Source organism: Collinsella sp. TF06-26 (assembly GCF_002232035.1).
Lineage (GTDB): Bacteria > Actinomycetota > Coriobacteriia > Coriobacteriales > Coriobacteriaceae > Collinsella.
Genome location: NZ_NKXR01000008.1, coordinates 64,060 through 78,564, shown reverse-complemented (window position 1 = coordinate 78,564; position 14,505 = coordinate 64,060). Strand labels below are relative to the sequence as shown.

The following is a 14,505-nucleotide window of genomic DNA, read 5'->3' as shown; positions in this document are numbered from 1 at the left end:
CTAGAGGCGGTAGGGGGCGCCGCTGCGGATGATGGATTCGCGCACCAGGACATCCATGGCATCGAGGGTGATCTCGGGCATCTCTCGATACTTCTGCAGCACCGATAGCTCGGTGCAGGCCAGAATGACACGGTCGCAGCCGCTACGGGCGAACTCCCACATCACGCGGTCGAACTTATCCATATCGGGCTCACGTCCGGCTTTCACATCATCGTAGATAAGCGACATCACATCGTTCTGACGTTTCTCGCTGGGATAGACGACCTCAACACCCGCAGCCTCGCATTCGCGGCCGTAGACGCCCGCGCCCACGGTTCCGTCGGTGCCCATAATGCCAATCTTGTGCACCGGCTCGGCCGGCATACTCAGGTTGGGGTCGAACTCGCACTCCCCCATCACCGCACCCGCAAGGGCATAGCGCACCGACTCACGCGGCATGTGGATAATCGGCACCTTCGTAAACGACTGGATCTGGTCGTAGAAGTAGTGCGACGTGTTGCAGGGAATGGCAATGTGCGCACAGCCCAGCGACTCGAGTGCCTGGGCACACTCTTTCATGGTCGCCAGCAGCTTGGCATGCTCGCCGGTCTTAATGGCAAGCGTGCGGTCGGGCATGGTCGACTTGGAGAGCACCACCATGTCGATATGTTCCTGATCGCAGGCAGCAGCCGTATGGCGCACCACCTGGTCGTAGTAATACGACGTGGCCTCGGCGCCCATGCCGCCGATAACTCCCAGCTTTTCCATCGCCGCCTCCTTGGTGACGCTTGCGCAATTGCGCGTATCATACCCGCGCCCGCCCGATGTAAACCGGACGGGCGCCGCACTCATCTACTTGTAATACGTCTTGAACAGCTTAAAGTGGCGCAGCTTGGTGTGCCACATGCGCAGCCAGCGGTTAAAGACAAAGTCGCCCTTCATAAACGAAGGGTCGGCGCCCTTGCCTTCCTTGTCCAGGCGATGCACCTTAGCGCGCAGCTCGGGATCCTTGACGTACTTGTCGACGACGCCCATGGGAACGACCATCCACAGCGCCTCGTCCTGCGCCGTCACAAACTCCGGCTCAAACGGGCGGTTGAACACATACTCGTCCACCACATACTTGGCAACGTTAAAGCCGCTGTTAGTGACGTAGTAGTTGCTGCGACCTTGGCGCGTGTTGAAATCGAAGAACTTAAACGAGCCGTCGCGCTCGTCGTACTTAACGTCAAAGTTGGAATAGCCCACAAAGTGAAGGTCCTCGAGCAACTTGCGCACGCCGCCCATGAGCTCGTCATTGGGCTCGGTGATGATACAGGCGTGGTTGCCGACACCGTGAGGCTGATGCTCCTCGAGCAGCACGTGACCCAGGCACATCATGCGCACCTTGCCGTTGCGGTCGGAATAACTGGTGAGTACGCGCATGTACTCGTCATTGCCGGGCACGCGATCCTGCAAGATCAGGTCGTCGGTGTAGCCGCTGGCATACGAGTCGCGAATGACCTGTTCCAGCTCGGCACGGTCGGCAATCTCATAGGCCTTTTTCTGGCCCTCGAACTCGTGCTGCCACCACATGATGCCGTCAGAAGGCTTCAGAATCATCGGGTAGGGAAAATCGATCTGGTCGAGCACTTCGGCAGGCGCCTCGCCTTGAGCGTTCAGCATCGCCATGGTGAAGGTAAAGGTATGCGGATAGGGCACGCCATGCTTCTCGCACAGCTCGTAGAAGATCTCCTTCTTCTGACACTGCTCAAGCATGCTGTAGGGAGCGTAAGGCGCGACGATGTTATCCGCCAACTCATGGGCATCCTTGGCCTGAGCCACAAGGGCAACATAGTTATCGCCACAGCCCACAAGGACAATCGTCTTATCGGCATGCGCTTGGGCAATGCCGTTGACGGTCCTGAGCATCACGGGCATGGTGTCGATATCCACGTTGGGCGTGTAGTCGATAATCTGGCTGCGGTACGCGGGACCCGTCTGGTACTTGCCAAAGACCAGACTCTTGACCTGGTACTCATCGTAGAAGGCGCGCGCCACCGAATAGGCGTTGATGTCGCCACCGAGCAGCACGGGAATGAACTCGCGCTCTGTAAACTGCAATGCCATGGAAACTTCCTATCATGAACTGCCCACACAACGGGGCGGTCTTTGCGCAACTGATTTATTCTAGCGTGCCAAGCCGCCGGCGCCCAAAGCTCCACCGTATCTATGGCAATCGACGTAATCGTCCAGCATGAAATCCGCCCTCGCCGTGATGGGACCCTGTAGTTGCAAAACCCCACATGAGGCGACTTTTGATAAACAAAAACCCTCTCGACAGGGTTCCGTAACGTTAAAGTTGAACTCTATGGTTTCTCAACAATTCATCATAACTGCAGGTCAAAGCCAAAGCCTCAAGTTCAACTTGACCCTTTGGAACCTTTAAGGTTCAAGTTGAGGTCGAAAGCAGTAGTAGAATACCGTTCGAACCATAACCTACGATTGATTGCAGAGGGACTGGATGCAGCATTCGAATCATCGCGCCGCAGCGCTCATTGCGTCGAAGCCGGCTCGTATCATCACGAGCGCCGCACTCGCCGTTGCGCTGACGGCCACGCCGATGCTCTCCCCCGTTGCGGCGTATGCCGCCTCGCAGGCAACGCAGGACCAGCTTTCCGCAGCCCAGCAGAAGATCGAAGCCGCCACGAGCGCCTACAACGACGCCCGCACCAAACTCGATGACCTGCAAAAGCAGATTGACTCCAATGAGGCAAGCATCGAGGAAATCGAGGCTAAGCTTCCCGAGCAGCAGGCCAAGGCAAGCTCCGCCATGCGCGATCTGTACAAGTATCAGAAGGGCACCAACCCCATCGTGAGCTTCCTGGTCAACGCGCAGAGCCTGGGTGAGTTCATCACGACCTGCAAATACACCAACCAGATCACGAGCTCGAGCGTCGACGAGATCGAAGAGCTCAATAATATGCAAACCGAACTCGAGCAGAACAAGGCCGAGCTCCAGCAGGCCAAGTCACAGCTTGAGGCAGAGCAGAAAAACGCCGAGGATGCGCTGGCGCAGGCCCAGCAGCTCCGCAGCGAGGCACAGGCAAAAGCCGAGCAGGAAAATGCCGCCGAGCTTGCCAAGCTTGAGGCCGATAAGGCCGCTGCCGCCGAGAAGCTCTCGGGCGAGGGCGTAAGCGGCAGCAATTCCAGCAGCCAGGCCACCAACACCAACACCACCATCGACACCACGGTGAACAACGCCAATACCGGTAGCTCCGATTACGATTCGTTCATTAATGAGTGGACGAGCCGCATCGACAATTATCTCGCCGGCTCCCCCATGGCAGGCCAGGGCTATAACTTTGCCGTCGCCGCTTGGAATACCGGTGTCGACCCCCGTTGGTCCCCCGCCATCGCCTGCATCGAGAGCACCAAGGGTGCTTATTGCGCCAATTCTTACAACGCCTGGGGCTGGAGTGCCCGTGGCGGCGGTTGGCGCAGCTTTGGCAGCTGGAGCGAGGGCATCTCCGCTCACGTTGCCTATCTGGGCGCCAACTACGGCTCCACCCTTACCCCGGCAGCGGCCAAAAAGTACTGCCCGCCCACGTGGCAGGACTGGTACAACAAAGTCGCCGCTCAGATGAACCGCATCTAAGCGCAACTGCAAAGGGCCCCAATGGGGCCCTTTTCTTTTAGGTAGCGGAGGTATCGACGACGCCGGTCGCATTGGCGATCGCGACTATGACGATCATGCATAGGAGCAGCACACCCAATGCCTTGAGCCAGAGTTTCGCGAGTTTCTTGCCGCGATAGCTGTCGAGCAGTACGAATCGCCGACGAAGACGGCGCTTATCGAGCAGCGCAAAATGCATAAGCACCATAAGGCCATCGACAAAGAAAAAATACTCGATTATGAGAAGCCACGTCGGGTAGCCTTGGTTTGCTCCCGTGGGGTGAAAGACGGCAAAGTGACTTCCGGCAAAGAACACAAGTAGCGAGAAGCAGACAAGCGTATTCCAAATGCGCCCCAGAGACTCCGGAACGCGAGAGAGCAGACCGCATGCAACAGAGGCGGCAGGCCTAGGAAGCCCTGCGGGGTTCTGGAGCCCTTGGGGCGTCAACACCGTCTCCGAGTCTGGAGTACGGACAGGCGCAGGAGCAGGAGGCCGCACGGGGCGACTCAGATCGTATGCCGCGCGCGTAGCCCGTCCCAACGCTTCCGCGCTCGCAAAACGCTTAGCCGGGTCGAGCGCCATCGACATGCAGATGACATCGGCAAGTGGAGTGGGAATGCCACGCGCCTCGCATTGCTCGCGCATGTCGAGCCCTGGTTTAGGGTCGATTCCCGTCAAGCAGAAGAACAACAGGGCGCCAAGTGCGTAGACGTCGCTGCGCACACTCGTCTGCCCAAACCCATACTGCTCGGGCGGCGCATAGGGTCGCGTGCCAAACTTGACGGTGTCTGCATCGGCGCCATCGCGCCACACGCGCGCGATCCCCAAGTCAATAATCACCAGCGACGAAAACGTCAGGCCGTCATCGAGCGTACGGCTCGCACCTGTCACGATGATATTCGACGGTTTGAGGTCGCGATGGATCACCGGCGCCGACGTCTCCCCCGCCATTGCAAAACCGGCATGGAGCTCGCCCACGGCGTCGCAAAGGGCAGGATACAATTCACATGCATAATCGGGGGTGGCTCCCAGACGGTCCACCAGCACCCCGAGCGTCTCCCCTTCGATATATTCCATAACCACGTTAAGCTCGTCGCCCACACGACGGCAATCGACGATTCTGGGCAGGTGCTCAAAACGCCTGCCCGCCCGTTGAGCGGCAAACAGACGCTCGTATGCCCCGCCGATTTGAGCCGAAGCATCGATGCGTTTACGGACAAAGGGGCCGAGCGAACCACCGCCGGTTCCTTCAAAGTACACGAGCTCAGTTGTTTCAACGGACGAGCGCTTAAGTACACGCTCCACGCGATAGCTGTCGTCGCGATCGAGCGACGCCAGGTGCTCGGCAAGCGCTGCGGTCAGCTCGTCATCGAAATATGTTGGGGTCTGAGTATCCATAGCCTCCATCATAGCGCAGGGCGCAGACACCCCATGGCATCCACGCCCCGTTCGTTTGCATCGTTGTTCGGCAGCTCCGCCGGCTCAGATATCAGCCGCTAACTCACCGTCTCCTCGCCAAAGCGATACAGCTCCTCGTTGACCTTTTGGAGGCTGCACCCGCGATCGATGCAAAAGATGATAATCGCATCACGGCGATCCTTGCAGTTAAGGACGCTTACCCCGGCAGCCGTCAGTGCACGGTTGGCCTCTTTGAGCGTCAGCGCCATCGCAAAGGCAATCTGCAGCACCTTATTGCGACTCGGATTGCGCGAACCAGTAAAGATCTGATAGCCAAAGGTCTCGTTGAGGTCGGCCATACGCACCACGCGCGAACGCTCCAAGCCCTTTTCCCGCAGCAGCTGCTTCAGGTAGTCCGAAAGCGACGGGGCGGCAAAGTCGTGCTCCCTGATATAGCCATCGATGTTCGGCGCATCGAGAAGCTCATTGAGCAACTCCTCGGTCAGCTTTTTATCGGGCATACGACTTCACCTCCCCCAGTGCATGCAACATGCTAGAAACCGCTTACGTCCGAACGCTCCCAGCTAGCAACCTGGTCGGGAGACACCGTACCCAGCGCCTCGAACTTCCAGGAGCCGCCCGCCTTCAGATGATTGGTGTTTGCAAGAGCCGTTCCAACCTGGTTGCCATCGGCATCATACAGAACATACTCAATCTGAATGTAGCTCTTTTCCTTGTCCGTGTTATTGGTCAGCGTGCCCGTGATCTTATAGGCAAACTGATTGGAGGTGTCTTCAGCCTCGTCAGCAATGGTATACGGTTCTTGCGGTTCTTTTTGCTCCTCAGCCTGCTGTGTCGTCTCGGCAGATTTTGCCGAATCGCTCGCAGACGAATCGGTTGAATTGCCACCCATGGAGCCCACGGCACCGACGATAACCAGCACCACGATGACGCCTAGGACAATCTTGCCGATCGGCTTCTTTCCCTCTTTTGCCATTATTCATCCTTCCTACGATCCGGCTACCGTGCCGGCACACAGCACATCGTAGAAAGGATTGAACTTGAATTCATTAGCTGAGGGCTAAGGTTGCGGTAAACGGCCAATGCAGCTATCCAGACGCCGAGCAAACGCACTTTGCGTGACCGTCTGCTGGCAGCGCATCAACCCACCGTGACGGATTTCCCGGTAAAGGCACTGATCATCATTAGGACAAAGAACACCAGGTAGCTGATGCTCAATAGGTACGCAATGATCAGGAAGACGACCCAGCCGACATTGGTCTTACCGTCGGCGCGGCGCTGCTCGCGAGAACGGCACAGCCAGACCGTCACGCCGATGGCGGTGATAAACAGTACGAGTGCCGCCGCAGCCAGCCCAGCAAACACAAACATCACGCCAATGCTCACAGCGATGACCGGAAGCAGCAGCAAACCGCATCCGCATCCACCCGGACTATATACGGCAGACTGTCGGCGTCGTTCCATCGTCACTCCAAGCCAAGCAATCGTTTGTAGACATCGAGGCCTTTGAGTAGGATTTCCTCGTCAAAGAGCATGGTATCAGTGTGAAGGGCGCTCGTGGCATAGGCGGGACAGCCATCCGAATCGATCGGATTATCTTGTCCCTCCGGCACGCCCGTACCCAGGAGGAAGAACACACCTGGCAGATGGCGCTGATAGAAAGCGAAGTCCTCGGCAATCAGCAAAGGCTCATCCACGAGTTGCAGCTCGGACAAGACAGGCGCAATGTGGGCGAACAGCTCGGGGTCGTTATCGACCGGCGGATAGCCCTCGGCAAAATCGAGGTCATATGTGCAGCCCGTTGCGACGCAGGCATCGTCCAGCACGCGGCGCACGCCCTCGCGCGCGCGGTCGAACATGTCGTCCGTAAACACACGTAGGCTGCCGGCAACATGGGCCTCCCCCGCCACCGCATTGCAGACGGTGCCGGCCTGCAGCAGGCCGAACTTACCAATGCAGGGCTCGTCGACACCCAACTCGTCCATGAGCTCGCGCTCGGAAACCAAGAACTTGGCAGCCGCCAGCGCCGCATCGTGCGACTCCTCGACCGGAACGCCATAGGTCTTAGCGATATGGATGCTCGTGCCATGGATATGAATGTGTGTCTCACTCGAACGCGCCAGCAACGGACCGGAGCAGCTCGCCAACGTGCCGGCGGGCAGATCGGGCCACACGTGGAAGCCGAAGATGCGATCCACCCCGTAGCGCTCGAACACGCCGCTCTCGCACACCGTCTTGGCACCACCAGTCGTCTCCTCGGCCGGCTGAAACACAAAGAGCACATTGCGCTTAATGGCGCCCGGCTGCTCACGGATCGTACGGTCGACAAAGGTTGCCGCCGAAAGCGCCATGGCCATGTGTCCATCGTGCCCGCAAGCATGCATCTTGCCGGGATGGGTCGAAGCGAACGCTGCCCCCGTTGCCTCGGCAATGGGCAGCGCATCCATATCGGCGCGAATCGCCGTGGCATGCGCGGCGCCAACGCCAGCGTCGAAGAAAGCGCAGACGCAGCTGGGGCACGGATGGGTCACCTCGCAGGTGAGCGGTGCCAACACGCCCTCGATATAGGCGATCGTCTGCGGAAGATCGAAGTCGAGCTCCGGGATCCTGTGCAAGTCGCGGCGGTAGCGACGGAGTTCTTGGAGCTCGGCCATATTGGTTCCTTTCGTAGGTGCGCGTCGGCTGCCATCTATTGTGCCGCAAGATTGCTACACCCTTATTTCCAGCATATCCCTGCATTTTTTAAACGTTATATACGAATACTCTTGTTTGGTAAAGTGCAACGTGATAGGGTCGTTACCACTTGATAGAGGCGCGGGCACGAAGAACCGCGGGTGAGCCGGCAGGCTTTGACCCCGTGGGGAGGCGAAACCCGCCGAACTGGGCTTTTCGGGCACGAACAACCTGGTGGGCCTGCGGGAAACACCCGCAGGACTGTCTGCAGCAATGCGGGAGCGCTATCCGGACATTGGGTCCACGCTATGCGGATTCGATGCGCAGATGGCGCCGTCTGGATAGCGAGGTTTACGGGACATGGCATTAACCCCCAACGAGGCATATGCGGCCAAGCAGCCGTTTGTGGACAAGGAGACGCTCGAGCATATCGTCGAGCAGTTCCCCACGCCATTTCATCTATATGACGAGGCAGGCATCCGACGCAACATGCAAGAGGTGCGCGACGCCTTTGCATGGAACCCGGGCTTTAAGGAATACTTTGCCGTCAAGGCCAACCCCAACCCGGCACTCATCTCCATTCTCAACGAATACGGCTGCGGCTGCGATTGCTCGAGCTATACCGAGCTCATGATCGCCCGCTCGCTGGGCATCACCGGACACGACATCATGTTCTCGTCCAACGACACACCGGCGGCGGACTTTGAGCTCGCCGACAAGCTGGGTGCCATCGTCAACTTTGACGACATCAGCCACATCGAGTTCTTTGAGCGCGTTGCGGGACCCATCCCCAAGACGGTCAGCTGCCGCTTTAATCCGGGCGGCCTATTCCAGCTCTCCAACGGCATCATGGATAACCCCGGCGACTCCAAATACGGCATGACCACCGAGCAGCTCTTCGAGGCCTTCCGCATGCTCAAGGCCAAGGGCGCCGAGGACTTTGGCATCCACGCATTCCTTGCCAGCAACACCGTCACCAACGACTACTACCCCAAGCTTGCGCGCATCCTCTTTGAGCTTGCCGTGCGCCTGGAGCGTGAAACGGGCGCACATGTCGCCTTTATCAATCTGTCCGGCGGTGTGGGTATCCCCTACCTGCCCGAGCAGCAGGCTAACGACATCCGTGCCATCGGCGAGGGCGTACACGCGGCCTACGACGAGATCTTGGTTCCCGCCGGCATGGGCGATGTGGCGATTTGCACCGAGATGGGTCGCTTTATGATGGGCCCCTACGGCTGCCTGGTGACCAAGGCCATCCACGAAAAGCAGATCTACAAGGACTATATCGGCGTGGACGCAAGCGCCGTCGATCTGATCCGTCCTGCCATGTATGGCGCTTACCACCACATTACGGTGATGGGACAGCCGGGTGGCGCCGACAAGACCGCAGCACCCGTTACGGACACCTACGACATCACGGGCAATCTGTGTGAGAACAATGACAAGTTCGCCATTGATCGCGAGTTGCCGCATATCGACATGGGCGACCTGCTCGTGATCCACGATACCGGCGCGCATGGCTACTCCATGGGCTACAACTACAACGGCCGTCTGCGCTCCGCCGAGGTGCTGCTGCGCCCCGATGGCTCGGCCGACCTCATCCGCCGTGCTGAGCGCCCGGGCGATTACTTTGCCACGCTCGACGTGCTGCCGAGCGGCCGAGAGCTGCTGGCCAAGTCGCGCGCCGAAAGTGCCCGCCGTCGCGCCCAGGACGAGCGTCTGGCCGTCGCCGCTCAGTGGAACAAACGCATCCAGATCGCGGAAGCGAAGGAGAAGAACATGGATATCCGCAACCTCGAGGGTTCGATCGTCGCCCTCGTCACGCCGTTTAAAAAGGACGGAAGCGTCGACTTTGACGCGCTCGAGCGCCTTATCGATTTCCACCTGCAAAACGGTACCGACGCCATCCTCACCCTGGGCACCACCGGCGAGAGCGCCACGATGACCGATGACGAGGACAACTCCGTTGTCGCCGCGGTGGTCAAGCAGGTTGCAGGCCGTGTCCCCGTCATCGCCGGCTCGGGCTCCAACTCCACGCAGACCATGCTCACCAAGTCGCTCACCTATCAGGGCCTGGGCGCCGACGGCCTGCTGCTCATTACCCCCTACTACAACAAGTCCAACGAGGAGGGCATCTACCAGCACTTTAAGACCGTTGCCGATGCCGTAGATATCCCCTGCATCCTGTACAACATCCCCGGCCGCTGCGGCTGCGGCATCAGCGAGCGCAACGTAGAGCGCTTGGCCGCGCACCCCAACATCATGGGTATTAAGGAAGCCTCGGGCAACGTCGCCTACGCGGCCAAGATCGCCCACCTGCTGTCCGATGACTTCCGCATGTACTCGGGCGAGGACGCCCTCACCGTGCCGCTCATGAGCCTGGGCGCCTCGGGCACCATCAGTGTGTGGGCCGATGTTCAGCCGCAACTCGTGCACGACATGTGCCGCGCCTATCTGGACGGCGACGTGGAGCGCGCCCGCGATATCCAGATTGCCGGCCAGCCGCTCATCAATGCCCTCTTTAGCGAGGTCAACCCCATCCCCGTTAAGGAAGCGCTCGCCCAGATGGGTATGATCGAGGCAAACTACCGCATGCCGCTGTGCCCCATGGCCAACGACACGCGAGCCGCACTTACCGATGCTCTGAAGGGAGCTGGTCTGCTTGATTAAGACCGTCATTATGGGAACGGGCCGCATGGGCTCGCTGATCCGCACTACCGCCGAGGGCATTGTCAACGCCGCTGGAGAGCCCGTTTTTGACATCGTCGCCCAGATCGGCTTCGACTTGTCCGAGCTCGAGAGCGCACCGACGGCCGATGTAATCATCGACTTCTCGAACGTCGTGACCTTCGACGCCGTCGTCGCCTATGTCGAGCGTACAGGCGCCGCATTGGTCTCGGGCACCACGGGCTACACACCCGAGCAGATGGATCGCCTGCGCGAGCTGGGTCAAAACGCCCGCGTCATGCACTCCGGAAATTACTCCATCGGTATCGCAGCTCTGCGTCATCTGGTAGCACAGGCCACACGCGAGCTGCCCGGCTTTGACTGCGAAATCGTCGAGACGCACCATAACCAAAAGGTCGACGCCCCCAGCGGCACTGCAAAGCTGCTGCTCGACGCCGTGGTCGAGGCCGAGCCTGAGGCTGGCTATCATCCTGTCTACGGTCGCGAGGGCATGTGCGGCGCGCGTGACCCCAAGGAGATCGGTATGCACTCGCTGCGCGGTGGCACCGTCGCCGGCGTGCACGAGGTAAGCTTCTTTGGCCAGGACGAGGAAGTCACGCTTAGCCATCGCGCCACAAGCCGCCAGATTTTTGTCAACGGCGCTCTGGCCGCCGCTCAAAAGCTCGTCGTCCGCGACCCCGGCTTCTACACCTTCGACCAGGTCATGTTCGCCTAACCAGTTACCTACCGTACCCACGCAAAGGAGAAACAGCATATGAGTAACGCAGCCGAGATGGATGCCCAGGAGATTATCAATTACATCGCCACCGCGCCCAAAAAGACGCCCGTCAAGCTGTATGTGCGCGAGAAGCCCGGCATGAAGGTCCAGTGGGGCAATGCGCACGTCTACGGCGGCCGTCGTGGCAAGACCGTCTTTGGCGACTGGGAAGAGCTCAAGGCCATCCTCGATGCCAATGCCGACTCCATCGACTACTACGATGTGGAGAACGACTGCCGCAACTCTGCCGTGCCCATGCTCGACCTTAAGGGCATCAATGCCCGCATCGAGCCGGGCGCAATCATCCGCGACCGCGTCGAGATCGGCGACCGCGCCGTCATCATGATGGGCGCCATCATCAACATCGGCTCCGTTATCGGCGAGGGCTCCATGATCGACATGGGCGCCGTGCTGGGCGGCCGCGCCACCGTGGGTAAGAACTGCCACATCGGCGCCGGCACCGTGCTGGCAGGCGTTGTGGAGCCCGCCAGCGCCACGCCCGTCATCATCGAGGACGATGTCATGATCGGCGCCAACGCCGTGGTCTTGGAGGGCGTGCACGTAGGCAAGGGCGCTGTCGTTGCCGCCGGCGCCGTGTGCGTCGAGGATGTCCCCGCCGGTGCCGTCGTGGCCGGCGTCCCCGCCCGCGTCATCAAGATGCGCGACGAGAAGACCGACAGCAAGACCGGCCTGGAAGAGGGCTTACGTCAACTTTAATAGTTACGCGGGTTTACCAACCCGCGTAACGGCTCGACGCTGCACCTTTGGTTCCGTCGTTCTAACGAACGACGGACCGGTCGACGCTACAAACGCCCCTAAGCGGCAATCTGACGTTCAATCGTCGGTCGCGTACCAAAGTACGCTTCCTTCCTCTTTCACGTCACCTTGCTCGCTTAGGGGCGCTTTCGCTGACTTATGCTCAGTCTGCAACTCAATTGAGCTCCAAGCAAAAAGGCCGAAGACCCAAAGGGCTTCGGCCTTTGCTTTCCCGCTGTAGGCGTAACGCAACTTATCGATTCTCGATGCTGCCGATATTCTTGAGCTCGATGGAGATGAGGCCGTTGGGTTCGTTGACGAACTCGATGTACTCGGAGTTCGAGCCCATCTCGGCCGGAAAGCTGATCTCGATGCCCGTATCGGTACGAATCTTGTGGTTGCGCACGGCCGCGCGTTCGACCTGCTTGCGCTCCACGGGCACACGCTCAGGCACCTTCTCCTCAGTCAGTGCCGCGCGCACGCTCTCCTTGATAACCGGTTCGTCCTCAAAGACCTCATCGACGATATCCCAGGGCGGCAGCTCCTCGTCATCCTCGACTTTCTCGGCGACGGCAGCCTTAACCTTGGCGAGCGCCACGGCCGTATTGGCACCGTGCTCCTCGGCGACTTCCTCGACCACACGCGTCACGGTGTCGATGACCTCCTTGCCTGATACGCCCGTGTCGCACTGCAGCAGGCCATCGGGGATAAGCATACGGTCCTCACCGGCAATCTTGCGCTTCTTGTCCACGTAACCGATCTCCATGGTGCTCGCACGCACGATGGCATAGCTCGGCACCTTTTGCGAGGGGTTCGGCAGAATGGCGTAGTGGCGCGCGATGTCGTTGCGCACCTCTCCCTCCTCGCGGCCCACTTCGTGCATAAAAGCCTGCTTGGAGCCCAGCAGCATCACGGCAAACCAGCGGGCATCCTCATCGTCGTCAAAATCGGCCACGAGCACGTCGGTGGACTCGGCTTTCTCGGCTTTGGTGAGCTCGGAGGAGATAAACTCCGCAATCTGCTGCGACAGGTCCACGAACTCGCGCTCGCCAAAGAAATAGCCCTTGAGCTCGCCGCCAAACGCAGAGTTCTCGGCAAACGTGGCGCGTTTATTGTCGGCCGAGGTACGTGCGCGGCGCAGATGCGTGGTCACGAAGTTGCGCACGGTACGACTCTCGATATCGAGCTCGCGCTGGCTCATAACGTTGACGGCAGAGTCAAAGTCCAGGATATGCAGAATCGCGTGATTGATTTTCATATACGGCATTCCGTTCTAGATCGATTTCGGCACGAACCAGTATAGCGGTCGAGCCCTCCCGAGCGCATCGAAGATTGGTGCATCGGGGACAGGTTGCTTTGCACCAATGGCTAGCGCAGAAGCTCGGACTGCCAAGCCTCGAGCTGTTCTGCCAGACTCTTACCGGCAGTGGACATGTCGATCTGGGGTCGTTTGGGCAGCAGCGCGCATTTAAGGATTGCCACGATGGTCTGCGAGACAAAGCGTCGCGTATCCTTGTCGAAACCTTGCGCAGCCTGGAGCATCACGGGCAGGCTCTCGCGCAGATTCCCAGCGATATCCGCAAACCGCTCAGCACCCGTAGCCTCAAACACGGAGAACAATGCATCTACAAAACGCTCGCGCTCGGCAGGCCCCACTGCAAGCAGCATCTCGCGAATGGAGCCATCAACGTATCGAGCACCGGCGGACAGGCGCTCACAGTACACGAAGTCGCGACCATCAACCACCCAGCTAAAGGGATTGTGCTGCAGCAGGCTGAACTCGGTGCTCTCAACGATGGCATAGTCCTCCTGTGTCTCGAACATCATGCCAAAGATCGACGACCGAGGTAGCGTCTTATCGATGCGGCCGGAAAGATCGGCAAAGGCGTTGCCGTTCAGGAACTCCTCGACGAAGCCAGGACCATCATGGGAATACACCCGTTCGATTCGCTCACGGGCGACATCGGAGCACATCGCCGCACCGTACACCGCAAGGTTTCCACCCTTGGAATGACCTCCGCACAAAAGCGGCCCGTCAATCGCGTCCGCCGCCTCGTCTACATAACGCGCCGCGGATTCCTGGGCCGGCACAGGACACCGGAACGCCATGTTAAAGTCCTCTTTCCAGCCCACAATCGTACTGTCGGTCCCCCGGAAGGAAAGATAGCTAAACCCCGCCGGAAACCGGAACGCCATGGCTGCAAACTGCTCTGTCGCCACCACATCGCTCACGGCACGATAACCGCAAACGTGCACGCCACGGTAGCGAGGGCTTGCTGCCACGGCCTCCAACAAGGCCCTGCTCCCCTCCGGATCCCACAGGTCGCCAATCATGTCCCGGTAGCACTCGGCACGCAGCAGCTCGCGTACGTCTAGGCCCTGCCAGTTCGTCAGCTCCGCCATATCACCCGGCAAACGCAAATAGGACAGCCACGCAAAGACCAGGCTATCCACCGCACAGAACGGCTGCTCCTCAAACGAATCAAACGTCGTCTGGGCATAGGTCAAATAATTAGAGGAATCCGACATGGCCCTCCCATCAACTATGGTGCATTGGGGTCAGGTTACTTTGCATCA

Annotated in this window: 13 protein-coding genes and 1 riboswitch; of the genes, 4 read left to right on the top strand and 9 right to left on the bottom strand. The window is 59.4% G+C overall.

The genetic code is table 11. From position 1 onward, the window contains the following. Together CHY22_RS06070 and CHY22_RS06065 are read right to left on the bottom strand one after the other, a co-directional pair. Positions 1-747, bottom strand: a complete 747-nt coding sequence (locus tag CHY22_RS06070; RefSeq protein WP_055287235.1) for an aspartate/glutamate racemase family protein — start codon at positions 745-747, stop codon at positions 1-3. 84 nt (positions 748-831) lie between these two features. Next, complete coding sequence (locus CHY22_RS06065; protein ID WP_089573060.1) at positions 832-2,088, bottom strand: ATP-grasp domain-containing protein; 1,257 nt, start codon at positions 2,086-2,088, stop codon at positions 832-834. Between the two features lie 394 nt (positions 2,089-2,482). Between CHY22_RS06065 and CHY22_RS06060 the strand changes: the two genes are divergently transcribed. Further along, a complete protein-coding gene (locus CHY22_RS06060) occupies positions 2,483-3,616 on the top strand; it encodes a glucosaminidase domain-containing protein (protein WP_089573058.1) in 1,134 nt (377 codons plus the stop codon). Positions 3,617-3,653: 37 nt separating this feature from the next. On the opposite strand, the gene CHY22_RS06055 is transcribed toward CHY22_RS06060, so the two are convergent. The 5 genes from CHY22_RS06055 to CHY22_RS06035 form a co-directional block, all read right to left on the bottom strand. Continuing rightward, positions 3,654-5,033 (bottom strand): protein kinase, encoded by a 1,380-nt coding sequence (locus CHY22_RS06055; protein ID WP_158551201.1) that lies wholly within the window; start codon positions 5,031-5,033, stop codon positions 3,654-3,656. Positions 5,034-5,131: 98 nt separating this feature from the next. Further along, positions 5,132-5,554 (bottom strand): transcriptional regulator, encoded by a 423-nt coding sequence (locus CHY22_RS06050; protein WP_089573054.1) that lies wholly within the window; start codon positions 5,552-5,554, stop codon positions 5,132-5,134. Positions 5,555-5,586: 32 nt separating this feature from the next. Next, a complete protein-coding gene (locus CHY22_RS06045) occupies positions 5,587-6,030 on the bottom strand; it encodes an FxLYD domain-containing protein (RefSeq protein ID WP_089573052.1) in 444 nt (147 codons plus the stop codon). Between the two features lie 164 nt (positions 6,031-6,194). Beyond that, positions 6,195-6,518 (bottom strand): hypothetical protein, encoded by a 324-nt coding sequence (locus CHY22_RS06040; RefSeq protein WP_143759215.1) that lies wholly within the window; start codon positions 6,516-6,518, stop codon positions 6,195-6,197. A 2-nt stretch (positions 6,519-6,520) separates the two neighbouring features. Then, complete coding sequence (locus CHY22_RS06035) at positions 6,521-7,708, bottom strand: N-acetyldiaminopimelate deacetylase (RefSeq protein WP_089573049.1); 1,188 nt, start codon at positions 7,706-7,708, stop codon at positions 6,521-6,523. A gap of 145 nt (positions 7,709-7,853) precedes the next feature. Beyond that, positions 7,854-8,022, top strand: a riboswitch (Lysine riboswitch). A 65-nt stretch (positions 8,023-8,087) separates the two neighbouring features. Here CHY22_RS06035 and dapA point away from each other — a divergent pair. From dapA to dapD, 3 genes are read left to right on the top strand one after another with little or no spacing between them, the layout of a single operon-like run. After that, entirely contained in the window at positions 8,088-10,397 is a 2,310-nt protein-coding gene (dapA, locus tag CHY22_RS10195) for a 4-hydroxy-tetrahydrodipicolinate synthase (RefSeq protein ID WP_089573048.1), read from the top strand. Beyond that, positions 10,390-11,130: a 4-hydroxy-tetrahydrodipicolinate reductase gene (dapB, locus tag CHY22_RS06025; protein WP_199408777.1), complete on the top strand. Its 741-nt coding sequence runs from the start codon at positions 10,390-10,392 to the stop codon at positions 11,128-11,130. The genes dapA and dapB overlap by 8 nt, the downstream gene beginning before the upstream one ends. 39 nt (positions 11,131-11,169) lie before the next feature. After that, a complete protein-coding gene (gene dapD, locus CHY22_RS06020; RefSeq protein WP_089573046.1) occupies positions 11,170-11,889 on the top strand; it encodes a 2,3,4,5-tetrahydropyridine-2,6-dicarboxylate N-acetyltransferase in 720 nt (239 codons plus the stop codon). A 292-nt stretch (positions 11,890-12,181) separates the two neighbouring features. Here dapD and CHY22_RS06015 read toward each other — a convergent pair whose 3' ends face one another. Both CHY22_RS06015 and CHY22_RS06010 read right to left on the bottom strand, forming a co-directional pair. Next, complete coding sequence (locus CHY22_RS06015) at positions 12,182-13,186, bottom strand: nucleoid-associated protein (protein ID WP_022094136.1); 1,005 nt, start codon at positions 13,184-13,186, stop codon at positions 12,182-12,184. 110 nt (positions 13,187-13,296) lie between these two features. Beyond that, on the bottom strand, positions 13,297-14,457 hold the full coding sequence (locus CHY22_RS06010) for an Mbeg1-like protein (protein WP_089573044.1): 1,161 nt from the start codon (positions 14,455-14,457) through the stop codon (positions 13,297-13,299). Positions 14,458-14,505: the final 48 nt, after the last annotated feature.

Bases quoted from the DNA above. Each gene is read 5' to 3' on its own strand.
- CHY22_RS06070 (WP_055287235.1), bottom strand. From the start codon at position 747: ATGGAAAAGCTGGGAGTTATCGGCGGCATGGGCGCCGAGGCCACGTCG.
- CHY22_RS06065 (WP_089573060.1), bottom strand. From the start codon at position 2,088: ATGGCATTGCAGTTTACAGAGCGCGAGTTCATTCCCGTGCTGCTCGGT.
- CHY22_RS06060 (WP_089573058.1), top strand. From the start codon at position 2,483: ATGCAGCATTCGAATCATCGCGCCGCAGCGCTCATTGCGTCGAAGCCG.
- CHY22_RS06055 (WP_158551201.1), bottom strand. From the start codon at position 5,033: ATGGATACTCAGACCCCAACATATTTCGATGACGAGCTGACCGCAGCG.
- CHY22_RS06050 (WP_089573054.1), bottom strand. From the start codon at position 5,554: ATGCCCGATAAAAAGCTGACCGAGGAGTTGCTCAATGAGCTTCTCGAT.
- CHY22_RS06045 (WP_089573052.1), bottom strand. From the start codon at position 6,030: ATGGCAAAAGAGGGAAAGAAGCCGATCGGCAAGATTGTCCTAGGCGTC.
- CHY22_RS06040 (WP_143759215.1), bottom strand. From the start codon at position 6,518: ATGGAACGACGCCGACAGTCTGCCGTATATAGTCCGGGTGGATGCGGA.
- CHY22_RS06035 (WP_089573049.1), bottom strand. From the start codon at position 7,708: ATGGCCGAGCTCCAAGAACTCCGTCGCTACCGCCGCGACTTGCACAGG.
- dapA (WP_089573048.1), top strand. From the start codon at position 8,088: ATGGCATTAACCCCCAACGAGGCATATGCGGCCAAGCAGCCGTTTGTG.
- dapD (WP_089573046.1), top strand. From the start codon at position 11,170: ATGAGTAACGCAGCCGAGATGGATGCCCAGGAGATTATCAATTACATC.
- CHY22_RS06015 (WP_022094136.1), bottom strand. From the start codon at position 13,186: ATGAAAATCAATCACGCGATTCTGCATATCCTGGACTTTGACTCTGCC.
- CHY22_RS06010 (WP_089573044.1), bottom strand. From the start codon at position 14,457: ATGTCGGATTCCTCTAATTATTTGACCTATGCCCAGACGACGTTTGAT.